This is a genomic window from Clostridium uliginosum, assembly GCF_900112485.1.
Taxonomy (GTDB): domain Bacteria; phylum Bacillota; class Clostridia; order Clostridiales; family Clostridiaceae; genus Clostridium; species Clostridium uliginosum.
Genome location: NZ_FOMG01000008.1, coordinates 120,186 through 143,071 on the forward strand (window position 1 = coordinate 120,186; position 22,886 = coordinate 143,071).

General features: G+C 28.3%; 19 protein-coding genes and 1 riboswitch. Of the genes, 17 read left to right on the top strand and 2 right to left on the bottom strand.

The window, feature by feature from the left end; all coding sequences use genetic code 11:
* The first annotated feature begins 249 nt into the window (after positions 1–249).
* The 11 genes from BM027_RS07580 (at position 250) to BM027_RS07630 (ending at position 13,078) form a co-directional block, all read left to right on the top strand.
* Positions 250–1,557 carry a M16 family metallopeptidase gene (locus BM027_RS07580; protein WP_090090386.1) on the top strand — a complete coding sequence of 436 codons (1,308 nt, stop codon included), beginning with the start codon at positions 250–252 and terminating at the stop codon, positions 1,555–1,557.
* A 205-nt stretch (positions 1,558–1,762) separates the two neighbouring features.
* On the top strand, positions 1,763–2,044 hold the full coding sequence (locus tag BM027_RS07585) for a YlmC/YmxH family sporulation protein (protein WP_090090389.1): 282 nt from the start codon (positions 1,763–1,765) through the stop codon (positions 2,042–2,044).
* Between the two features lie 223 nt (positions 2,045–2,267).
* Positions 2,268–3,467 (top strand): aspartate kinase, encoded by a 1,200-nt coding sequence (gene dapG / locus BM027_RS07590; RefSeq protein ID WP_090090392.1) that lies wholly within the window; start codon positions 2,268–2,270, stop codon positions 3,465–3,467.
* A gap of 310 nt (positions 3,468–3,777) precedes the next feature.
* The gene (locus tag BM027_RS07595) at positions 3,778–4,479 is read left to right on the top strand and encodes a ClpP family protease (RefSeq protein ID WP_090090395.1); all 702 of its coding nucleotides are present in this window, start codon (positions 3,778–3,780) and stop codon (positions 4,477–4,479) included.
* Positions 4,480–4,590: 111 nt separating this feature from the next.
* The gene (locus BM027_RS07600; protein ID WP_090090397.1) at positions 4,591–6,942 is read left to right on the top strand and encodes an FtsK/SpoIIIE family DNA translocase; all 2,352 of its coding nucleotides are present in this window, start codon (positions 4,591–4,593) and stop codon (positions 6,940–6,942) included.
* Positions 6,943–7,078: 136 nt separating this feature from the next.
* Positions 7,079–8,419 (top strand): 30S ribosomal protein S12 methylthiotransferase RimO, encoded by a 1,341-nt coding sequence (rimO, locus tag BM027_RS07605; RefSeq protein ID WP_090090400.1) that lies wholly within the window; start codon positions 7,079–7,081, stop codon positions 8,417–8,419.
* Complete coding sequence (gene pgsA, locus BM027_RS07610) at positions 8,403–8,993, top strand: CDP-diacylglycerol--glycerol-3-phosphate 3-phosphatidyltransferase (protein ID WP_090090403.1); 591 nt, start codon at positions 8,403–8,405, stop codon at positions 8,991–8,993. The genes rimO and pgsA overlap by 17 nt, the downstream gene beginning before the upstream one ends.
* A gap of 157 nt (positions 8,994–9,150) precedes the next feature.
* Entirely contained in the window at positions 9,151–10,251 is a 1,101-nt protein-coding gene (gene recA, locus BM027_RS07615) for a recombinase RecA (RefSeq protein WP_090090406.1), read from the top strand.
* A 485-nt stretch (positions 10,252–10,736) separates the two neighbouring features.
* The gene (rny, locus tag BM027_RS07620; protein ID WP_090090409.1) at positions 10,737–12,278 is read left to right on the top strand and encodes a ribonuclease Y; all 1,542 of its coding nucleotides are present in this window, start codon (positions 10,737–10,739) and stop codon (positions 12,276–12,278) included.
* A 157-nt stretch (positions 12,279–12,435) separates the two neighbouring features.
* Positions 12,436–12,696 carry a stage V sporulation protein S gene (locus tag BM027_RS07625; RefSeq protein ID WP_090090412.1) on the top strand — a complete coding sequence of 87 codons (261 nt, stop codon included), beginning with the start codon at positions 12,436–12,438 and terminating at the stop codon, positions 12,694–12,696.
* Between the two features lie 121 nt (positions 12,697–12,817).
* Complete coding sequence (locus tag BM027_RS07630; RefSeq protein WP_090090414.1) at positions 12,818–13,078, top strand: HPr family phosphocarrier protein; 261 nt, start codon at positions 12,818–12,820, stop codon at positions 13,076–13,078.
* Between the two features lie 377 nt (positions 13,079–13,455).
* On the opposite strand, the gene BM027_RS07635 is transcribed toward BM027_RS07630, so the two are convergent.
* On the bottom strand, positions 13,456–13,686 hold the full coding sequence (locus tag BM027_RS07635) for a DUF378 domain-containing protein (protein ID WP_423230325.1): 231 nt from the start codon (positions 13,684–13,686) through the stop codon (positions 13,456–13,458).
* A gap of 318 nt (positions 13,687–14,004) precedes the next feature.
* Here BM027_RS07635 and purB point away from each other — a divergent pair, with 318 nt between their 5' ends.
* A complete protein-coding gene (purB, locus tag BM027_RS07640; protein ID WP_090090420.1) occupies positions 14,005–15,435 on the top strand; it encodes an adenylosuccinate lyase in 1,431 nt (476 codons plus the stop codon).
* Positions 15,436–15,761: 326 nt separating this feature from the next.
* Here purB and BM027_RS07645 read toward each other — a convergent pair whose 3' ends face one another.
* Complete coding sequence (locus BM027_RS07645) at positions 15,762–16,745, bottom strand: amidase domain-containing protein (protein WP_090090421.1); 984 nt, start codon at positions 16,743–16,745, stop codon at positions 15,762–15,764.
* Between the two features lie 470 nt (positions 16,746–17,215).
* Between BM027_RS07645 and BM027_RS07650 the strand changes: the two genes are divergently transcribed.
* The 5 genes from BM027_RS07650 (at position 17,216) to ribH (ending at position 22,763) form a co-directional block, all read left to right on the top strand.
* A complete protein-coding gene (locus BM027_RS07650; protein WP_090090424.1) occupies positions 17,216–18,427 on the top strand; it encodes a DUF6398 domain-containing protein in 1,212 nt (403 codons plus the stop codon).
* A gap of 89 nt (positions 18,428–18,516) precedes the next feature.
* Positions 18,517–18,633, top strand: a riboswitch (FMN riboswitch).
* 311 nt (positions 18,634–18,944) lie between these two features.
* On the top strand, positions 18,945–20,027 hold the full coding sequence (ribD, locus tag BM027_RS07655; RefSeq protein ID WP_090090426.1) for a bifunctional diaminohydroxyphosphoribosylaminopyrimidine deaminase/5-amino-6-(5-phosphoribosylamino)uracil reductase RibD: 1,083 nt from the start codon (positions 18,945–18,947) through the stop codon (positions 20,025–20,027).
* A 174-nt stretch (positions 20,028–20,201) separates the two neighbouring features.
* Positions 20,202–20,858: a riboflavin synthase gene (locus BM027_RS07660; RefSeq protein WP_090090429.1), complete on the top strand. Its 657-nt coding sequence runs from the start codon at positions 20,202–20,204 to the stop codon at positions 20,856–20,858.
* Between the two features lie 36 nt (positions 20,859–20,894).
* Positions 20,895–22,088 carry a bifunctional 3,4-dihydroxy-2-butanone-4-phosphate synthase/GTP cyclohydrolase II gene (locus BM027_RS07665; protein WP_090090432.1) on the top strand — a complete coding sequence of 398 codons (1,194 nt, stop codon included), beginning with the start codon at positions 20,895–20,897 and terminating at the stop codon, positions 22,086–22,088.
* Positions 22,089–22,298: 210 nt separating this feature from the next.
* On the top strand, positions 22,299–22,763 hold the full coding sequence (ribH, locus tag BM027_RS07670; protein WP_090090434.1) for a 6,7-dimethyl-8-ribityllumazine synthase: 465 nt from the start codon (positions 22,299–22,301) through the stop codon (positions 22,761–22,763).
* Positions 22,764–22,886 lie beyond the last annotated feature (123 nt).

Below are 22,886 nucleotides of genomic sequence, written 5' to 3' on the forward strand. Positions count from 1 at the left end.
TAAATTAAGCTTAAAAGGATGAATTTCCCAACAATTTTAGACAGGGGATATAAGCCTTTTATAATCCTTAACATGTAGCTTAAGTTATAATTAGTAGTAAATAAACTTATTTAAGAAAATTTTCTCATATTAAAATAATATTATGGGAAGAATATTTTTATAACTAAAGGCTAAGGCATTTTAAAGAAAATAATAAGATCAGTTTATTATTTTTTATAATGCATCAAATGGAAGGAGGCAACAATATTTATGTATAATATGTATACCTTAGAAAATGGACTTAGAATTATAACTGAAAGAATTGAACATTTAAATTCAGTAAGTGTTGGAATTATGATTCAAAATGGCTCAAGAAATGAAACAGAAGAGTTAAATGGAATATCACATTTTATTGAACATATGTTTTTTAAAGGTACAAAAAAGAGAACTCCAAAAGCAATTGTAGAGGAAGTAGAAAATGTAGGAGGACAAATTAATGCATTCACAAGTAAAGAAGCTACTTGTTATTATATAAAAGCGTTAAACACTCATTTAGATTTAGCAATAGACATTCTTTCAGATATGATATTAAATGCAAAATTTGATCCAGAAGAAATTGAAAAGGAAAAAGGTGTAGTTACTGAAGAAATTAATATGGGTGAAGATTCACCAGAAGATGTTTTAGATGATGAACAGTCAAAAGTCTCTTTTGGAAACAATTCATTGTCATACCCTATACTTGGAACTATATCAAAGGTCAAATCTTTTGATAGAGAAAAAATATTAAATTTTATTGATGAAAAATATACTCCATATAATTCAGTTTTATCAATATGTGGTAAATTTGATGAGGATGAATTAAAAAAATTAATAGAAGAATCTTTTGGAGATTGGAAAGCTAAAGAAGTATACAAACCTAATTATACTACTCCTATAATACAGTCTGAAGCTGGATATGTTAATAAAGATATAGAACAACTTCATATTTCTTTAGGATTAAAAGGCTTACCTTATGGAGATAGGAATAATTATGCATTGGTATTATTAAATAATATTTTAGGTGGAGGAGCTTCATCAATTCTTTTCCAAAAAGTCAGAGAAGAATTAGGTTTATGTTATTCTGTATATTCTTATCTACAACCATTTCAAGGAATTGGTACAGTAAATATTTATACTGGACTTAGTAAAATTTATGCACCAAAAGCATTAGAGGTTATAGATAAAGAGATTATTAAATTTGCAAAAAACGGAATAACTAAGAATCAACTTGAAATAAACAAAGAAAAAATTAAAGCAACATATATTTTAGGATTGGAAAGTACTAGTTCAAGGATGTTTGCAAATGCAAAGAATTATCTTTTAAAAAGTACTGTATTTACGCAAGAGCAGGTTATAAAAAAGATAGATGATATAGATGAACAAAATATTAATTATGTCTTAGATAATTGTTTTAAATCTGGAGTGTTAAATGCTAGTTATGTTGGTAAAGATGTAGATTTTAACTCATTAAATAATGTGATTTTAAAAGATACTAAAGCATATAATAATTCTTTAAATCAAGATAAAGTTCAGATATAAAGTGATTTTTAGTGTCAGTTGAAGTTTGCTTAAAAGTTTATTACTATAACTAAAATTTAGAAGAACTTATCAAGAACGTGTAGTCGTTATCCCCACTTAAAATAGGTTGTGGGTATTGCAGATGATAGCTATCAAATAAATAATTCTGTAATAAACCACCTTCTTTTATCATATTATGTTATGAGTAATAAAGGAGGTAGTTATTATGGGTGAAGAAAGTAATATTAAATATTTAAGTGATATAGAAAGATATGAATTAATCAATATTAATGATGGTGAAAAATATGACTATTTATTAAATAATGATTTGATAATAGATGATGAAGGTAACTTTAAGTTTTTGATTGTTAATCTAAATGGGGGAAAATTTAACATGTTTAGTAACAAGGAATTTTTAGAAATTCCTTGGCAATGTGTAAAAAAGATTGGAGCAAAAACTATAATACTTGATGCTGATGATGATGTAGTTAAGAAAGTTAAATTGTAGTTTTTAACTTATATAAAAAGATATTAGGCATATTCAAAAAAGTAATAAGTCAGTATGCTAGGTTATTTTCTTTCATATGCCTTATGTAAGTTACACATAATTTGAATAGTCATATTACTTAGAATGAAGGGAGGACGTTTATCAAAACATTTCAGGCGCCTAAAAGATTAAAATTAAATTTTATTATTTGATTTTAAAAATGTTTTGGTAAGCAAATATATAAGTGAAGATAGTTGTGCAAAAGTTTGGAGGAACTTCAGTTTCAACTGAGGAAAGAAGACAAAAGGTAATTGAAAAAGTAAAAATAGCAATTAAAGAAGGATATAGACCCGTTGTAATAGTTTCTGCAATGGGAAGAAAAGGTGCACCATATGCAACTGATACCTTATTATCTTTAGTTGATGATAAATTTAAAAATTCAAACAAATTAGCTCAGGACTTACTTATGTGTTGTGGTGAGTTTATTAGTGCGGTTGTAATTAGTAATGATTTATATAATGCAGGAATAGATGCAGTGCCTTTAACTGGTGGACAAGCTGGTATTATAACTAATAATAATTTTACTGATGCTAAATGTATAGATACTAATCCAAAGAAAATTATAGACTTAGTATCTCAAGGAAGGGTGCCTGTAGTTGCAGGATTTCAAGGAGTTGCAGAAAATGGATATTTGACTACTCTTGGAAGAGGGGGAAGCGATACTTCAGCTTCTATTTTAGGTGTAGCTCTGCAAGCTGAAACGATTGAAATATATACTGATGTTGATGGAATTATGACAGCAGATCCAAGATTGGTTGAAGATGCTACTTTAATTGATGTAATAAGTTATAATGAAGTATTTCAACTAGCAGATCAAGGAGCTAGTGTGATTCATCCTAGAGCAGTAGAACTTGCTATGAAAGCAAATATTCCTTTATTAATTAAGAATACAATGAGCAATTGCAGAGGAACATTAATTAACAATTTTGGTGATAGAGAAAACGAAAGAATTATAACTGGAATAACGCATCAAAAAAATAGAATACAAGTTTTAATTAAGGCTTCTGAAAATGAAGGTAATACCAAGTATAAAGACATATTAGATTTAGTAGCTGCAAATAAAATCAGTTTAGATTTAATAAATATATTTCCTGATAGACAAATTTTTACTATAGATGCTAAGGCTAAGCAGATTTTAGAAAACATTTTAAATAGTTTTAAACTTAAATACTATTTAGTTGAAGATTGTAGTACTATAGCTGTTATTGGTTCGAGAATGAACGGACGACCTGGAGTTATGGCTAAAATTATAAAAGCATTGATTAATAATAATATAGAGGTTTTACAAACAGCTGATTCCAATATGACAATTTGGTGTTTAATTCATGCAGATAATGTTAAAGAAGCAATAAATGTTTTACATAAGACATTTAATTTAGCTTAGGCATATTCAAAAAATAACAAGTAAGTATGCTAGTTTATTTTGGGTCATACTGTGTTAAAAAGTTTAGCGAATAGATAAGCTATGAGCTAAACTTTTTTTTCTTGCTCTTACACAAGTCACATTCCAAAAAATAACAATCAGTATGTTTGTATATTTGGTTCTGTTTTAATATCAACACACATTTAAAACACAGCCAAATATTTTAATGATTTACAATGTATGATAATTAATTAATAATTGTATATTGATTTAAATGTTTAGGTATAAAACAATTCCTTTGGTACAAAATAGCTGTATGGGAGGAATGTCTATGAATGCTAATATGTTTAATAGTGAAAAAAAGAATGAAAATAAAAATTCAGAAGCTCAAGATAAAATTGAATCTATAAAAGAACTTGGAAATACAGCTGTCACTACTCCGAACAGGGGAATACAAGTATTATCAATAATAGGTCAAATAGAAGGTCATGTAGTATTACCACCTCAAACAAAAGCTACACGGTATGAACATATAATACCACAATTAATTGACATGGAACAAAATGATAATGTAAAAGGAATTTTAATAGTTCTAAATACTGTTGGTGGAGATGTTGAAGCAGGTCTTGCTATAGCAGAGATGATAAGTAGTATGTCAAAACCTACAGTTTCAATAGTAACTGGAGGAGGACATTCGATAGGAGTACCACTTGCAACCTCGGCAGATTTCTCTTTTATAACTCCGTCTGCAACTATGATAGTTCATCCAGTTAGAATGAATGGTTTTATAATTGGAGTAGCTCAAACGTTTGAGTATTTTAAAAAGATGCAAGAGAGAATAAATGAATTCATTGTAAGAACATCCAATATAAAAGAAGAAGAGTTAGAAAAATTCATGCTAGAAACGAATGAATTACTAAATGATGTAGGAACAATTTTAATTGGAAAGCAGGCAGTAGATTGTGGGTTAATTGATGAGGTTGGAGGAATAAGTGAAGCATTAAATAAACTGAAAGAATTAACTGAAAATTAATTATTTAATCAGCTATAGAAAAATCTATAGCTGATTTTTCTTTTTAGTGGTATCTTATTAAAGGAGAAATTTTATTTGATGTAGAAGTAAATAAAAGTGAGGTGATTAAATGTGAGTAGAACTGAAAGTAAGAGAAGCACTAAAAATAAAAAGAAAAATGAGAATAATATAAAAAAGGATATAGTAGGGATAACATATGTAGCAGCTGGTTTGATACTTGCTATAGCTATATACACCTCCTTAGCAGGAATATTATCTTCTTTAGCTCAAAACCTATCTTATTTATTAATAGGAGTTGGTTCTTATACAATACCTATATATTTAATATATTTTGGATTTCAATATATTAAGACAAGAGGGGATATTAGGTTCGGAAAAAAGTTTTTTGGAATTTCAATTTTAGCAATTATTATAATGTTAACTTGCGCAATTATAAGTATTCAAACAATGGAAGATCCTAATGATTTTGGAAAGAACCTTAAGTTTATTATTGATAATAAAGGTGGATTACATGGAGGATTGATATCATATTTTATAAGTTATCCATTGTATAAGTTTATAGGAGCCATAGGTTCTTACATACTATTTTTTACTGGTTCAGCAATTTCTATTATTTTAATTTTTGATGTTACTTTATATGATTTAGGAATGGAAGCTAAAAAAAGGGGAGAAAAATTAAAAAAAGAAAGAACTTTAAAAGTTAATAATAATAAAATATTAAAATCAAGAGAAAATGATTTTATAAACGTAGTTGAAAAGATGGAAGATCCCTTATTAAATGATAAAGATAAAAATGAATTTTTATCTGGAGTAAATAAAAAGATAAAAATTTTAGATTTTATGAAGAATGATACATTTAAAGATGATTCAGAACTTGAGGCATCATCTGATCTTGAAATTGAAGGATTATTAGGAGAAGTGAATACAACACAACATCGTAAAAAAGAAAAGCTAGATAATGATGTTAAAGAAACTATGAACAATGAAATAGAAGAAAAACTTTTAGGAAATAAAGAAATAATACCTTACACCCATCCTAATTTAGAACTATTAAAAATAAACAGTAATACAAAGCTTAAGAGTTCAGATAAAAAAGAATTAATAGAAAATGCAAGTAAGCTTGAAGAGATTTTATCTAATTTTGGAGTAGATGCTAAGGTTACTCAAGTTACTAAAGGACCATCTGTAACAAGATTTGAATTACAACCAAGTCCAGGTGTTAAGGTTAGCAAAATAGTGAATTTATCTGATGATATAGCATTAGGTCTTGCAGCTTCAGGAATCAGAATAGAAGCACCAATTCCGGGTAAAGCAGCAATTGGAATAGAAGTTCCCAATTCACATCAATTACCAGTATTTTTGAGAGAAGTATTAGAATCAAAAGAATTTATTAACTCTGATAAAAAATTAGCTTTTGCACTTGGAAAAGATATTTCTGGTAAGTGTGTTGTTGGGGATTTAAGTAAGATGCCTCATACATTAATTGCAGGAGCAACAGGATCTGGTAAGAGTGTATGTATAAATTCATTAATAATAAGTTTATTATATAAATATAGCCCTGATGAAGTTAAACTGCTTATGGTAGATCCTAAAGTGGTTGAGCTTAATGTATATAATGGAATACCGCATCTTTTGATTCCAGTTGTTACTGACCCCAAGAAAGCAGCTGCTGCACTTAATTGGGCAGTTAATGAAATGACAAAGAGATATCAACTTTTTGCTGATATGGGAGTTAGAAATATGGAATCATATAATGACCTATTTAATAAGGGAATAATACAAGAAAAACTTCCTTATATAGTAATTATAGTAGATGAGCTTGCAGATTTAATGATGGTATGTCCAAATGATGTAGAAGACTATATAGGAAGGCTAGCACAAATGGCAAGGGCTGCAGGAATGCATCTGGTAATAGCAACTCAAAGACCGTCTGTAGATGTAATAACGGGTGTAATTAAAGCTAATATACCATCTAGAATATCATTTGCAGTTTCTTCTCAAATAGATTCTAGAACTATTTTAGATGGTTCAGGAGCAGAAAAGCTTCTTGGTAAGGGGGATATGTTATATTATCCTGTAGGAGAAAGCAAACCACTCAGAGTACAAGGCTGTTTTATATCAGAAGAAGAAGTTGAGCAAGTAGTTTCATTTATTAAGACTAAGCAAGGGGATACAATTTACGAAGAAGACATTATTGAACACATTAATAGTGAATCACAGGGCAACTTAACTAGTGAGGATGATGTGGATGAATTACTTAGAGATGCAATGAACGCTGTAGTGGAATATGAGCAAGCATCAACATCTTTTCTTCAAAGAAAGCTTAGAATAGGATTTAATAGAGCTTCTAGAATTATGGATCAATTAGAAGAAAGAGGGATTATATCACAAAAAGATGGTAGTAGACCAAGACAAGTATTGATTACTAAAGAAGAGTTAACAAACAATCAAGAAGAAAAATAATTTTAATATGATTTAGTAAATGAAGAAATGAAATTGCTCTTTAAAAATAAATAAAAATTAAGTTAATTATTAGAGTTGTAAAAACTATAATTAATTTGTTATAATTAAAAGCATTAAAACACAGGAGGATAACGACTTGACGAAGTATAAAGTAGGAATGGTAAGTTTAGGATGTGACAAGAATAGGGTAGATTCTGAAATCATCCTTGGAAAAATGAACAAAGAGTATGAAATAACTAATAACCCTAAGGAAGCCGATGTAATAATTGTAAATACTTGTGGCTTCATAGAAGCAGCAAAACAAGAATCAATAGATACTATTTTAGAAATGGCAGAATATAAAAATAATTATAAATGCAAGTTGCTTATAGCAACAGGATGTCTAATACAAAGATATGGAAATGAATTAACAAATCTTATACCAGAAATAGACATAATGTTAGGCGTAAATGATTATAATAAAATAAATGAAGTTATAACAGACTTTATAGAGGGAAATAAAAAAGCAGCAGAACTTTTAAATTATTCAGATGACAATATCAATGAAGGAGAAAGAGTTCTTACAACTCAAAAAGAAAGTGCTTATATAAGAATAGCAGAAGGATGCAATAATTTTTGTACTTACTGCATTATTCCTAAAATTAGAGGTAAATTTAGAAGTAGAAAAATGGAGAATATTATAAATGAAGCTAAGGATTTAGCCACAAGAGGGGTTAAAGAGTTGATTTTAATAGCTCAAGATACAACATTATATGGTAGTGATATCTATGGTGAAAAAAATCTCCATGTATTATTAAAAGAATTATCAAAAATTGAAGGTATTAAGTGGATTAGAGTTCTTTATTGTTATCCAGAAGAAATATATGATGAATTAATTAGTGAAATGGCAAACAATAAAAAAGTAGTTAAATATTTAGATTTACCTATTCAACACATAAGTGATAATGTTTTAAAACTTATGGGAAGAAAAACTACACAAAAGGATATAACTAATAAGATAAACAAATTAAGAAACAATATACCAGATATGATAATAAGAACAACTTTTATAGTTGGTTTTCCACAAGAAAGTGAAACTGACTTTAATGAAATAATAAAATTTCTAGAAGAATACAAACTTGATAAAGTTGGAGTATTTAAATACTCAAGAGAGGAAAACACGCCTGCTTCTATAATGGATGGTCAGATACCAGAAGAGATTAAAAGTGAAAGAGAAGAAAAATTAATGACTATCCAAGAAAAAATTTCCAATAGTATAAATAAATTGAAAATTGGTAAGTTATATGATATTCTAGTGGAAGAATACAATGGAGAATATTATAAAGGAAGAAACGTTGAAATGGCACCAGAGATAGATGGAAATGTTTTGTTCAAATCATCTAAAAGTGTTAATATAGGTGAGTTTGTTAAAGTTAAAATAATTAAAAATATGGATTATGATTTAGTAGGAGTTGTTGAAGATGAACCTTGCAAATAAGTTAACTTTAATTAGGATATTTTTAGTACCTTTCTTTCTAATGTTTATAACTGTTAAAGGTATACCGTATGGGAGATCTATAGCTACATTTATTTTTATCGTAGCTTCACTAACAGATAAGCTTGATGGATATATTGCAAGACGTAGAAACCAAGTAACTAATTTTGGTAAGTTTATGGATCCACTAGCGGATAAATTATTAGTTACAACAGCATTGATATGTTTAGTTGAAATGCATTTAGTACCAAGTTGGGCTGCAGTTATAATAATTGCACGTGAATTTGCTGTTTCAGGACTTAGAACAATAGCAGCATCTGAAGGAAGAGTTATTGCAGCAAGTTGGTGGGGCAAAATAAAGACTGTAATACAAATAATAGCTATAATTTTATTATTGATGCAAGCAAATATGAGAGATTCAGCTTATTTAAGGAATTTAGTTGTAAATAGTGAGTTTTGGAACAACTTTTTTCACATAGTGCCAGGAATAATCTTAAAAGCTGCAGTTGTGATTACCATACTCTCAGGATATGAATATTTTAAAAACAATAAAGAAACAATTTCTACAGATAAATAATTTGAGTGTGTTTATAAAACGTAAAATATGGATATAATTAAGATGAATTCCTTCTTTAAATTCAAAGAAGGAATTTTTGTTAAGAGTGTTGACTAATAAGAATAGTTAAATTATAATTATATACAGAACATAAGTTCGATGAGAGGATGGTATTATTATGGCTAACATAGATGTTAATAAATTAAAAGCAATTGAAAGTGCAATGGGACAAATAGAAAAACAATTTGGTAAAGGTTCGGTAATGAAATTAGGCGAACATAGCGTCTTAAATGTTGATGCTATCTCTACTGGATGTTTGGATTTAGATATAGCATTAGGAATAGGCGGAGTTCCTAAAGGAAGAATTATTGAAATTTATGGACCAGAAAGTTCGGGTAAAACTACAGTAGCTCTTCATATAGCAGCGGAGGCTCAAAAAAATGGTGGTGCCGTAGGGTTTATTGATGCAGAACATGCTTTGGATCCATCTTATGCTAGAAACTTAGGTGTGGATACAGAAAATCTTATAGTGTCTCAACCAGATACAGGGGAACAAGGACTAGAGATTGCGGAGGCGTTAGTTCGTTCAGGTGCAATAGATGTAATAATAGTTGACTCTGTTGCAGCGTTAGTTCCTAAAGCTGAAATTGAAGGTGAAATGGGAGATTCTCATATTGGACTACAAGCAAGATTGATGTCTCAAGCTTTAAGAAAATTAGCAGGTACAATTAGTAAGACAAATTGTATTGCTATATTTATAAATCAATTAAGAGAAAAAGTTGGAGTAATGTTTGGATCACCTGAGACAACAACAGGAGGTAGAGCGTTAAAATTCTATGCTTCAGTAAGACTTGATGTAAGAAGAATTGATTCTATAAAGCAAGGGGATAGTATTGTTGGTAATAGAACAAGAATTAAAGTTACTAAAAACAAAGTAGCACCTCCATTTAAACAAGCTGAATTTGACATTATGTACAATGAAGGTATTTCAAGAGAAGGTAATATTGTAGATGTTGGAGTTAAGGAAGAAATTGTACAAAAAAGTGGAGCTTGGTTCTCATATGGTGATATAAGATTAGGTCAAGGAAGAGAAAATGCAAAATCATATTTAAAGGAAAATCCAGATGTTGCAATAGATATAGAAAATCAAATTAGACAAAAACATGAACTTCCATTGATGGAAGTACAAGTTATAAAAGAAGTGTTAGATACAAAATCAAAAAAAGAAGAAAAGAAAGTTGATTTAAGTAAAGAAGATAAGGCATCTCAAAATAAATAAATAGTCATTATTCTTATCTTTTTTGTACTATACTGTGTCAGCAAAGGCAGTTAACAACAGTAGTATTAATTGTCTTTACTTCCTTGTCTAGTTCAAAAAATCCTAAGAATATTTAACTAGTTATTTTTTTACAATGCCTAAACAGAAAAGAAATGTGCTGACTCAAGATGTCTAAATATCATTTGAGTCAGCCTTTTCTAGAATATAGAGAAAAAAATATAGTATTTAAATGACATATAATCAAGAAATGATATACTATTTAAAGCTTGAACTTGAGATTAGGAATAGTTAGAATATGAGAGTATGTCCTAGTAAAAATGAGCATAATAACAATATCGTAGCAAGCTTGACATAATTTTAATTTTAATATAAAATAAAAAGGAATACTGGTTTATCATATTCCAAATACAGTGAGAATAATATGACACCTACTACGCTTTCTTGTTTACTTAAATAGATAGCTTAACAAGCTAGGAGGTGTTTATATGGGAATAGTACCAATAATAATAATAGATATAATTATATTATTAGTATTAGGAATAGTACTTTATAAAATGATTCAAAACGTATCAAAAAATAAAATTGAATCTCTTGAGAAAGAAGCAGAAATTGTTTTAGATAGAGCTAATAAGGATGCTGAGGCTCTTCAAAAAGAGACTATCCTTGAGGCAAAAGAAGAGGTTCATAAATTAAGAAATGATTTTGAAAAGGAATCTCGTGAGAGAAGAAATGAGATTCAGAGGCTTGAAAGAAGATTAATACAAAGAGAAGAATCACTTGATAAAAAGAGTGAACTTCTAGAAAAAAAGGATGAAAAAATCAATCAAAGAATGCTTGATATAGATCAAGTAGAAGCAAAGGTACAGGAGATTTATGCTAAAAGAAGAGAAGAGTTAGAAAGAATTTCATCTCTTTCTAGTGAAGAAGCTCGTAAAATTCTTTTAGATGAAATTAAAACAGAGATTACACATGATGCTGCAATAATGATAAAAGATATTGAAAGCAAGGCAAAGGAAGAAGCAGATAAAAAGGCTAGAGAAATAATTACTACTGCTATTCAAAGATGTGCTGCTGATCATGTGTCTGAAACTACTGTGCATGTTGTTGCGCTACCAAATGATGAAATGAAGGGTAGAATAATAGGTAGAGAAGGAAGAAACATTAGAACTCTAGAAACATTAACAGGGGTAGATTTAATTATAGATGATACTCCAGAAGCAGTTATTCTTTCTAGCTTTGATCCGATACGACGCGAAGTTGCAAGAATGGCACTTGAAAAGTTAATAGTGGATGGTAGAATACATCCAGCGAGAATTGAAGAGATGGTTGAGAGAGCAACTAAAGATGTAGAAAATGATATAAAAGAAGAAGGGGAACAAGCAACCCTAGAAACTGGCGTACATGGATTACATCCAGAACTTGTGAGACTTCTTGGTAGATTAAAGTATAGAACTAGTTATGGTCAAAATGTTTTAAAGCATTCCATAGAAGTTTCTTACTTAGCTGGTTTAATGGCTTCAGAATTAGGTCTAGATGTTACTCTAGCTAAAAGAGCAGGATTACTACATGATATTGGTAAAGCAGTTGACCAAGAGCAAGAAGGACCTCATGCATTAATTGGGGGAGACCTTACTAAAAGGTATCATGAGCTACCAGTAGTAATCAATGCAGTAGCAGCCCATCATTCGGATGTGGAGATGCAATCTTTAGAAGCAGTATTGGTTCAAGCAGCAGATGCTATATCAGCAGCTAGGCCAGGTGCTAGAAGAGAAACATTAGAAGCGTATATTAAGAGATTGGAAAAATTAGAAGAAATCGCAAATTCTTATGAGGGTGTAGAAAAGTCATATGCCATTCAAGCTGGAAGAGAGATTAGAATTATGGTTAAACCAGATAAAGTTGACGATGCTGGTACTGCTGAATTAGCAAGAAATTTAGTAAAAAGCGTAGAAGAACAACTTGAATATCCAGGACAAATTAAAATTAATGTTATAAGAGAGACTAGAGCAATAGATTTTGCTAAATAAAAAAAATAGAATACATTTTGTTAAATAACAAGATGTATTCTATTTTTTTTATTTTATTTTAAATATAATTATAAAAAATAAGAGGAATTTAAAACCTTTTATAGAATATATATTAGTGTAAACGATTTGTATAATCATTCTAGGAGGAATAATAAAAATGGAAGTATTAAGAGTATCAACAAAATCAAATCCTAACTCTGTAGCAGGTGCATTAGCAGCAATAATAAAGGAAAAAAATATTGCGGAAATCCAAGCAGTTGGAGCAGGAGCAATAAATCAAGCAGTTAAAGCAATTGCAATTGCAAGAGGCTTTGTAGCACCAAGTGGAAAGGATATCATTTGTATACCGGCTTTTACAGACATATTGATAGATGGAGAAGAAAGAACTGCTATAAAATTAATAGTACAACCTAGATAATTTGATAATATACCTAGATTAAGCATATTAACTATTTTTAAGTTGAAATTAATTATAAAACAGTATATAATTAAATAGTTGAATGCTATATTTATTAATTTTTTGTAAAGAGGTGGATATAATGGTAGCAAAAGAAGTTTTGGTAAAAAATGGTTCAGGTCTTCACGCTAGACCAGCAACATTATTAGTTAAAAAGGCTTCATCTTTTAAGTCAGACGTTAGCATAGAATATAATGGTAAAAAAGCAAACGTAAAAAGCTTAATTGGAGTTTTATCTTTAGCTGTAACTAAAGATGCATTAATTAAAGTAACAGCTTCAGGAGACGATGAAGCTTTAGCAGTTGAAGAAATTGCTAAATTAGTTGAAACTTTAGAAGATTAGTTATGAAAAAGCTCCATATTATGTATGGAGCTTTTTTCTTTTAGGGACATGAAATAAAATAATAGACTAAAGATGTGTCGTGTATTTTGTCTTAAGACTAGGTGCCCCTTGAGGGTATAAGTTCAACTAAATTCATCTTGAGTGTAAAATTTCACCTGAAAAGTTTCATTTTATGCAAGGGCAAGGAGGTAAGTTCAGTTAATAGCGAGCTATTAGCTAAATTTGCCGACCCAGTAGGACACAAAATAGGCAAACATACGGGTCTATTATTTTTTTTGAATGTACCTTATGTAAATAACACCCACCAGTTAATCTGGTGGGTGTTTAAGAATTAGTTTTATTTTATAATTATGATTTATAATATCATTACTATGTAACTAGTAATTTTTACTATTTACTATATTACACCTAAACATTAAAGAAATTAAATTTAAAGATGCTAGAAAAATAACTACATAAATAATTCTTTGAACTAAAGGGTAACCTAGAGAAATAATATTTACTAAATTAAAATTTAGTAAACCAATTAGTCCCCAATTAAACGCTCCTATCAATACTAGAATAAACGAAGTTTTATCAAAGATGTTTAATTTACACACTATACTCACTCCTAACTTAAAAATTTTTTATATTTATATATATGATTAAAATCTTTAAATAATAACATAAGTAATTTGAAAAAATCGCAGTTAAATATGCAATGTATATTTTGTGAAAGATTAGAATAAGAAGTTCACTAATAGTAGATGCTATCAGTGAACTTTGTCGACAAAATATTGCGAAAAATAGACTAGCATATTGACTAATTATTTTTTTAGATGCCTTAAAGTAAAAATTTCAACAAAACACTATTAAAATTAAGAAAATATGTTATAATACGAATGTTGAAATAAAAACTATAAAATATATTCGTGTGGAGGTTTTTTATGAGAAATTTATATAGCACACCATTAAATTCAAGATATGCATCTAAGGAAATGAGTTTTATTTTTTCAGATGACATGAAATTTACAACTTGGAGAAAATTATGGGTAGCTCTTGCTGAATGTGAAAAGGAATTAGGTTTAAATATTACTGATGAGCAAATAAAAGAGTTAAAAGCACATATTAATGATATAAATTATGAAGAAGCAGCAAAGAAAGAAAAAGAAGTAAGACATGATGTAATGAGTCATATATATGCATATGGCCTTTTATGTCCATCTGCTAAAGGAATAATACATCTTGGAGCTACTTCATGCTATGTTGGAGATAATACCGATGTAATAATAATGAGAGATGCATTATTATTAATAAAAAACAAAATAGTTACAGTTTTAAACCATTTAAAGAATTTTGCTATTGAATATAAGGATTTGCCAACGCTAGGTTTTACACACTATCAACCAGCTCAATTAACTACAGTTGGTAAGAGGGCTAGTCTTTGGATGCAGGATTTAGTTATGGATATAGAAAACATAGATTTTCTATTATCAACATTAAAACTCAGAGGCGTAAAGGGGACTACAGGTACGCAAGCAAGTTTTATGGAACTTTTTGACGGTGATGAAAATAAAGTTAAGACATTAGATAATAGGGTAGCTGAAAAGATGGGATTTGATAAGAGCTTTGGAGTTACAGGACAAACTTATCCTAGAAAGCTTGATTCAATAGTTCTAAATACTTTATCAGAAATAGCACAAAGCGCGTATAAGTTTAGTAATGACTTAAGATTGCTACAAAGTATGAAAGAAATGGAAGAACCATTTGAAAAAAATCAAATTGGATCATCCGCAATGGCATATAAGAGAAACCCTATGAGAAGTGAAAGAATAAGTGCATTAGCCAGATATGTAATAGTAGATGCATTGAATCCAGCTATAACAGCGGGAACTCAATGGTTTGAAAGAACATTAGATGATTCAGCAAACAAAAGATTATCAGTAGCGGAAGGATTCTTAGCATTAGATGGAGTATTAAATCTTTACATAAACATAGCCGAAAACATGGTAGTATATGATAAAGTAATAGCATCACATGTATTAAGGGAATTACCATTTATGGCTACTGAAAACATAATGATGGAAGCAGTAAAAAGAGGAAAAGATAGACAAGAATTACATGAAAAAATAAGAGTTCATTCAATGGCTGCAGCTCAAAGAATTAAAGGTGAAGGACTAGATAATGATTTAATTCAAAGAATTATAAATGATGATTCTTTTGGTCTTACAAAAGAAGAGATAATAGAAATTATAGATCCTAAAAAATTTGTTGGTAGAGCTCCAAGTCAAGTAATAGAATTTATTAATGAATATGTAGATCCAATTATAAAAGATAATGAAGAAGCATTAAAAATTAAGAGTGAAATAACAGTTTAGGCACATGAAAGAAAATAATAGACCAAAGATGCGTTATATATTTTGTCTTAAGACTAGGTGCCCCTTGAGGGTATAAGTTCAACTAAATTCATCTGGAGTGTAAAAACTTCACCTGAAAAGTTTCACTTTATGCAAGGGCAAGGAGGCAAGTTTAGTTATTAGCTAGATTTGTCGATGCAGTATGATGCAAAATAAACACTCATACTGGTCTATTATTTTTTGAATGTCCCTTAATAATAACTGTTTTGTATTTAATGACATCTTAACTTTAAAAGAGTTAAGATGTCATTATTATATAATGAATATTAAAAAAGATTCTGCTTTAATTATAATATTTCGATGTTTCTAAGTTTGGGATACAAAATTGGATATATTAAACTTAGTGGATAATTTAATTTATTATAGCTATGACAACAATATAAGTAGTCTCCATCTGGAAGGGGATAAGTTATTACTCCCGAGTGAAAGAATGTACCAATTTTAGGAGTATAAAATTGAATTATAGATCCTTTGGTCATAGGTTCTGTAATATTAACTTCAAAAGCTATTTTATTATATATAAGGTATGAATATAGTTCTTCAACCCTAACCCAAGCATTGCTATAAGGATTCCAGCTACTTGAGGTATTAATTCCTCCAAAATGTATGATCTGAGAAACAAAGTTGGTGCAATCTCCACCAGAACCTTCAAATGATTTATATTCATCATTAGGTATTAACGCATATTTTTCTGCATAGCTACAAGCTTTTAATGCATCATAATTATTTTTTTTGCTTTTTGAATAAGGGCTTCTGTAAAAATTAGTGCTTTCTAAAAACTTGTTGTAGAATCTATCTAATACTTTAAGCTTAGAACTCCATATACTTGTTTTATCTAAATATATTAAATTTTTTATTTGAATTAAGTCTTTTTTTAAGATATTATCATATAAAAGAGGATCTTCCTCTTTATTGGTGAGAAAAATTATTTTAAATTTACTATTGGATTTTTCAAGTATAATAATGTATTCATCAATAAAGCAGGATATTACACCTTTAGGAGAGTTATTTAAAATAAAAGATTCTTTGTAATTAAATTTTATTTTAATTAAATCAAATGATTTCTCTAATATTTTATAATTAAATTTAGATTCAACTTTAGTAATAGGGGAATTTAATTTTTTTCTCCAAATATGATTAAAAGATTTTTTTAAATATAAATCTTCAAAAATAGAATCAGCTATATTTATTTTTTTTTTGTTAATTGAGTTGAGTTTATCATATGGAATAGAAAGTAGTTTATAAAAATTATATAAATCTATTAATAACAAATATTATCACCTACCAAATAAAAATTATTATTTATAATATGTATATGAATTAAATAATAATATATTGACCAAAATGATAAACGTGTATAATTTTATATATTATGATATAATTGCAAAGAAATTATAATTTATTTGAATAAGTTAAAACTTGATTAGTTTTTTGATTTATTATAATAAATTATGTTATAATAAAAAGTCACTATATGCTATATTGATAATATATTATTTTTAAATTTTAAGATATATATGTTCCAATTAACAATGCAGGATAAATTCACTTAGGAATTTTTTAATAGTTCAGTAATTCAAATGTATAAACTTAATTAGAACTTATATATATGTTGTATTAATAAAGTTATATTTTAAATTATAGTAACTTTAATTATCATTATTTTTAATGAACAGACTTTATTACAATATATATATAATTAAATTTATGAGAGATTTTTTAAAAAGGAGTTATAAGAAGAATGCAAAATTTACCTAACTCAATAATTGGCAAGTACGAAGAAATTGTTGAAAAGATAAAGAGCTTTTCAAAAGAACATCTTAACGTGGAATATGAAAATATTTGTATAAAGGCGTTACAAGATTTATGTTTAAACCATGAAGAGGTATTAAAAAAAGGAAAAAGCCTTTCATGGGCAGCAGGAATTGTGCATGCGATTGGAACAGTAAATAATCTGTTTGATATAAAAGAAGAACCGTATATTAAAGCGCTTAACTTATATAAAGAGTTTGGAGTTAGTAGTAGTACAGGATCTATGAAGTCAAAAGAAGTAAGAACTCTCTTAAATATATCAAAAGGTAATGGTATATGGATAATAAATTCAACAAGTAACTTAACATTATCAAATGTAAAAGATGATGACAAAGTTATGAAAACCCATGAAGCTGATAAATCAGAGGAAAAATTTCAAGTTAATGAAGACTTTATAATAGCTCAAAAAATAATGAGAAGAGCATGGAATGAAAAAAATTATAATAAAAAAGTTAAGTATGCAAAAGAAGCTTTAAGTATTTGTGAAAATTGTTCAGATGCATATATAATTTTATCAAAAGATTCTAGTTTAAATGAGAATCAAAGAAAAGAATTATTAGAAAAAGCAGTTAGTGCAGGACAAAATATTTTAGCTATAGATGATTTAAAAAATGCTTCAAATGAAATTTTCAAAAGAAAAGAAGCTCAACCATTTTTCGGAGCAAAATATACGTTAGCACTTCAACTATGGAAGATGAATGAAAGAGAAGCTGCTATAAATAATGCTTTTCAAATATTACAATATAATGAAAAAGATAATTTAATGGTTAGAGGAATACTAGCTAGTTGGTTATTAATTGAAAAAAGATATGAAGATGCAGAAACTCTTTTCAAAAAATATAATAATGATTATTTAGCAGCAATGATTTATAGTAATGCATTACTATTATATAAAACAGAGCGTATTAAAGAAGCAGAAGATATGTTAAGAAGATCATATAAGAAAAACCCATTTGTAATACAATATATAATAAAACAAAAGAAGCTTCCTAAGATACTACCTAATATATCAAGATTTGGAAGCGATGCAGAAGCTATGCACTACATTAAATATGGTTTAGAAGCATGGAATGATTCAAATGATACTATTAATTGGGTAAAAGAAATGAATATAAATTTTGAAATAGAAAAAGTACATTAAGCTATTTTTTATAATAAAGAAAAATATTATTTATAATAATACTTTACATAAATAAAAAAAAGTTATAAAATTAAATTATAAATTAAATAAATAATCTTCAGGGCAGGGTGTAATTCCCTACTGGCGGTACAGCCCGCGAGCTATTATTTAGCAGATTCGGTTAGACTCCGAAGCCAACAGTATAGTCTGGATAAAAGAAGATAGTAATGGTATAGATTAATCTAATTAATTATTAGGTTTTAAATATTATTATTTAAATTGTTTTATTCCCTGAACTTAAATATAAAGTTCAGGGTTTTTTATTTTATAAAATACTAATAAATATAATTTATATTTTATTGTTGTAAATTATATAGTGTGGGATAAATTAATAGCAATTTATATATTATATAAAAACCGTTGGTTAATTTTAGTGTATATAAGATAAATCCATTATTTAACCCTCTGAAGATATTATTTTCAGAGGGTTAAATTTTTATAAAAATAAAAAAAGGGTAATAAGGAGAGAATAGGGGAAATGGATAATAAATATATGGGAATAGCATTAGAACTAGCTAAAAAAGGAGTTGGAAAAGTTAATCCTAATCCTTTAGTTGGAGCTGTAATAGTAAAAGATGGAGAAATAATAGGTCAAGGGAATCATGAGTATTATGGAGGTCCACATGCAGAGGTAAATGCAATCAAAAATTCAACTGGAATACTGGAAGGAAGTACAATATATATTACGTTGGAACCTTGTGCACACTATGGTAAGACACCTCCATGTGTTGATTTGATCATTGAAAAGAAATTTAAAAAAGTTGTAATAGGAATGTTAGATCCAAATCCACTAGTAAGTGGTAAAAGTATTTTAAAGTTAAAAGAAAAAGGTATTGAAGTAATATCTGGAGTAAAAAAAGAGGAATGCATAAAACTTAATGAAGTATTTATTAAGTATATCGAAACAAAAATCCCTTTTGTTTTTTTAAAAACTGCAACTTCATTAGATGGAAAAATAGCTACATGTACAGGAGAATCTAAATGGATTACTTCAGATGAGTCTAGACGAGATGGACATTTATTAAGAAATAAACTTTCGTCGATTATGGTTGGAGTAAATACAATTATTATGGATGATCCAGAGTTAACCTGCAGAATTGAAAATGGAAGAAATCCTATAAGAATTGTGTTAGATAGCACTTTGAGAATACCTATAAATGCTAAAGTTATTGAAAATAAAGAAGCAACAACTATAATTGCAACAACTATAAATTCAGATAAACTAAAAAAAGAAAAATTATTATCACTCGGAGTTAAGGTAATTGAAGTAGAAGAAAAAGATAAAAAAGTAAATTTAAGAAAATTAATGATTAAACTTGGTGAACTTGGAATAGATTCTATTTTAATAGAAGGTGGAGGTACATTAAATTTTTCAGCACTTTCAGAAAAAATAGTAGATAAAGTTAGATTTTATATTGCTCCTAAAATTTTAGGAGGAGAAAAAAGCAAAAGCAGTATAGGTGGAGAAGGATTTTTTAAATTAAGTGATGCTATAAATTTAAAAGATGTAACTTATGAAAAACTAGGTAATGAGATAGTGGTAGAAGGATATTTAAGCTAAGGTAAATGAAAGAAAATAACAAGTCAAAGATGCGATATATATTTTGTATCAGGCAAGGATGTATGTTTGGCTTATATCTTAGCTATTAGGCGAATATGCCGACGTAGTATGACACAAAATTGATTTGTTATTTTTAAAAATATGTCTAAAACAATTTTGAGAGGAGATGATTATATGTTTACAGGAATTGTTGAAGAAGTTGGATTTTTAGAAAAACTTACTTTAGGTGGAGGATTTGGATTAATAGAAGTTAATGCAGATAAAGTTTTAGAAGGCACTAAAATAGGAGATAGTATTGCAAGTAATGGTGTATGTCTTACGGTTCTAGAAATTAAAAGTTCTTCTTTTAAAGCAAATATTATGGGAGAAACATTAAACAAAAGTACCTTAGGAAATTTAAAGTTAGGAGATAAGATTAATCTAGAAAGAGCAATGAAGTTAGAAGATAGATTTGGGGGACACATTGTAAGTGGACATATAGATGGAATTGGAAAGATTATATCTATTAATAAAGAAGTTGACGGAACATGGTTTACAATATCTTCTTCTAAGGACGTACTAAAATACATCATATATAAAGGTTCAATATCAATTGATGGAATAAGCTTAACGGTAGCTTATGTGGATGAGGAAGTATTTAAAGTATCAGTTATACCACATACTTTAGAAAACACATCTTTAATAGATAAAAAGGTTAACTCTTTTGTTAATTTAGAATGTGATTTAGTAGGTAAATATATAGAGAAGTTAATAAATAAAAAAGATGATACAAGAAATACTCAAAAAGCAAGCAATATAACCATGGATTTTTTATCAAAGAATGGTTTTTAATAATAACTTTAAAATAATTTTAATGAGGTGAAAGAAATGAAATTTAGTAGTGTAGAAGAATGCATAAAGGATATAAAAGAAGGAAAAATGATTATAATTGTGGATGATGAAGGAAGAGAAAATGAAGGCGATTTGGTTATTCCAGCAGAAAAAGCAAATGGAGAAAACATTAATTTTATGATCAAGTATGCAAGGGGACTTGTGTGTGCACCAGTAGAAGAAGAAATCGCTAAAAAGTTGGGATTAAATCCTATGGTTGAAAATAATACTGATAATCATGAAACTGCGTTTACAGTAGCAGTTGACCATAAAGATACAACAACAGGTATATCCGCATATGAAAGAGCTTATACAATAAATAAACTTGTTGAGTCAGAGGCAAAAGCTGATTTTAGAAGACCAGGACATGTATTCCCATTAATTGCAAAGAAAAATGGAGTATTAGAAAGAAAAGGACATACAGAGGCTTCAGTAGATTTAGCAAAGCTTGCAGGATTTAAAGGTGCAGCTACCATATGTGAAATAATAAAAGATGATGGAACTATGGCAAGAAGAGATGATTTAATGGAGTTTGCAAAAGAACATGATATGAAAATTTTAACTATAGAAGATTTAATTAAATATAGATGTAAGCATGAAAGCAGTGTTACAAAGGAAGTTGAAGCAAATCTTCCAACTAAATTTGGTGATTTTAAGATTTTAGGATTTAAAGAAGAAGGAACAGAAAATTGTCATGTAGCTTTAATTAAGGGAGATATCTCAGGTGAAGGGTCAGTACTAGTTAGAATTCATTCAGAATGTTTAACAGGAGATAGTTTAGGATCAAAAAAATGTGATTGTGGAGAGCAATATGAAGCATCTATGAAGATGATAGCTAATGAAGGAAGAGGAATACTTTTATATATGAAGCAAGAAGGAAGAGGGATTGGTCTTTTAAATAAATTAAAAGCATATGCACTTCAAGATACAGGACTAGATACAGTAGATGCAAATTTATCATTAGGATTTGAAGTAGATATGAGAGATTATAAAGTTAGTGCGGATATGTTAAAAATACTAGGGGTAGATAAAGTTAAATTAATTACAAATAATCCTGAAAAAATCGAAGGACTTAAGAAAAATGGTATTAATGTTACACAAAGAGTTCCGGTTGAAATGCCACTAAACAAAAGTGATGAATTTTATCTAAAAACTAAAAAGGAAAGAATGAATCACTTATTAAGCATATAAGAATTAGTGTTTAAGAAGGGTAATATTTATCTATAAGGTCTAAGGAGTATATATTTATTACAAGTAAAACATAAATGCATTGAATTATGTGAATTTTAGATGTATTTACATGGTTCAATACAAAAAGTAAATTTAAAAAATAAGTTAAAAAAATAAGTTTAAAAAAGTGAATTTAAAATAAAAAATAATAATTAATTGGAGGAATAAATAATGAATACATTTGAAGGAAAATTAGTTGCAGAAGGATTAAAGATTGGAATAATAGTAGGAAGATTTAATGAATTTATAGGAAGCAAACTTTTAGATGGTGCTTTAGATGGACTTAAGAGACATGGAGTTAAAGAGGAAGACATAGATATAAGTTGGGTACCAGGAGCATTTGAAATGCCATTAATAGCTAAAAAGATGGCGAAAAATTCTAAATATGATGCAATAATATGCTTAGGAGCAGTAATAAAAGGATCAACATCACATTATGATCATGTTTGTGCAGAGGTTTCGAAAGGAATTGCAAGTGTTTCACTTGAAACAGAAAAACCAGTAATGTTTGGAGTACTTACAACCAATACTATAGAACAAGCAATAGAGAGAGCTGGAACTAAAGCTGGAAACAAAGGATATGATTGTGCTGTTTCAGCTATAGAAATGGCAAACTTAATAAATGAATTAAGATAAAAAAGAGTATATAAAAATAATATATATTTAGGTTGTTGAATAACTAATTTTTACAAATATTTATTTAAAAAATATTCTTAGGAATCATAAATTCCAAGGATATTTTCTCGTTTTGATTCCTTG

Bases quoted from the DNA above. Each gene is read 5' to 3' on its own strand.
- BM027_RS07580 (WP_090090386.1), top strand. From the start codon at position 250: ATGTATAATATGTATACCTTAGAAAATGGACTTAGAATTATAACTGAA.
- BM027_RS07585 (WP_090090389.1), top strand. From the start codon at position 1,763: ATGGGTGAAGAAAGTAATATTAAATATTTAAGTGATATAGAAAGATAT.
- BM027_RS07595 (WP_090090395.1), top strand. From the start codon at position 3,778: ATGAATGCTAATATGTTTAATAGTGAAAAAAAGAATGAAAATAAAAAT.
- pgsA (WP_090090403.1), top strand. From the start codon at position 8,403: ATGAACCTTGCAAATAAGTTAACTTTAATTAGGATATTTTTAGTACCT.
- recA (WP_090090406.1), top strand. From the start codon at position 9,151: ATGGCTAACATAGATGTTAATAAATTAAAAGCAATTGAAAGTGCAATG.
- rny (WP_090090409.1), top strand. From the start codon at position 10,737: ATGGGAATAGTACCAATAATAATAATAGATATAATTATATTATTAGTA.
- BM027_RS07625 (WP_090090412.1), top strand. From the start codon at position 12,436: ATGGAAGTATTAAGAGTATCAACAAAATCAAATCCTAACTCTGTAGCA.
- BM027_RS07630 (WP_090090414.1), top strand. From the start codon at position 12,818: ATGGTAGCAAAAGAAGTTTTGGTAAAAAATGGTTCAGGTCTTCACGCT.
- purB (WP_090090420.1), top strand. From the start codon at position 14,005: ATGAGAAATTTATATAGCACACCATTAAATTCAAGATATGCATCTAAG.
- BM027_RS07650 (WP_090090424.1), top strand. From the start codon at position 17,216: ATGCAAAATTTACCTAACTCAATAATTGGCAAGTACGAAGAAATTGTT.
- ribD (WP_090090426.1), top strand. From the start codon at position 18,945: ATGGATAATAAATATATGGGAATAGCATTAGAACTAGCTAAAAAAGGA.
- BM027_RS07660 (WP_090090429.1), top strand. From the start codon at position 20,202: ATGTTTACAGGAATTGTTGAAGAAGTTGGATTTTTAGAAAAACTTACT.
- BM027_RS07665 (WP_090090432.1), top strand. From the start codon at position 20,895: ATGAAATTTAGTAGTGTAGAAGAATGCATAAAGGATATAAAAGAAGGA.
- ribH (WP_090090434.1), top strand. From the start codon at position 22,299: ATGAATACATTTGAAGGAAAATTAGTTGCAGAAGGATTAAAGATTGGA.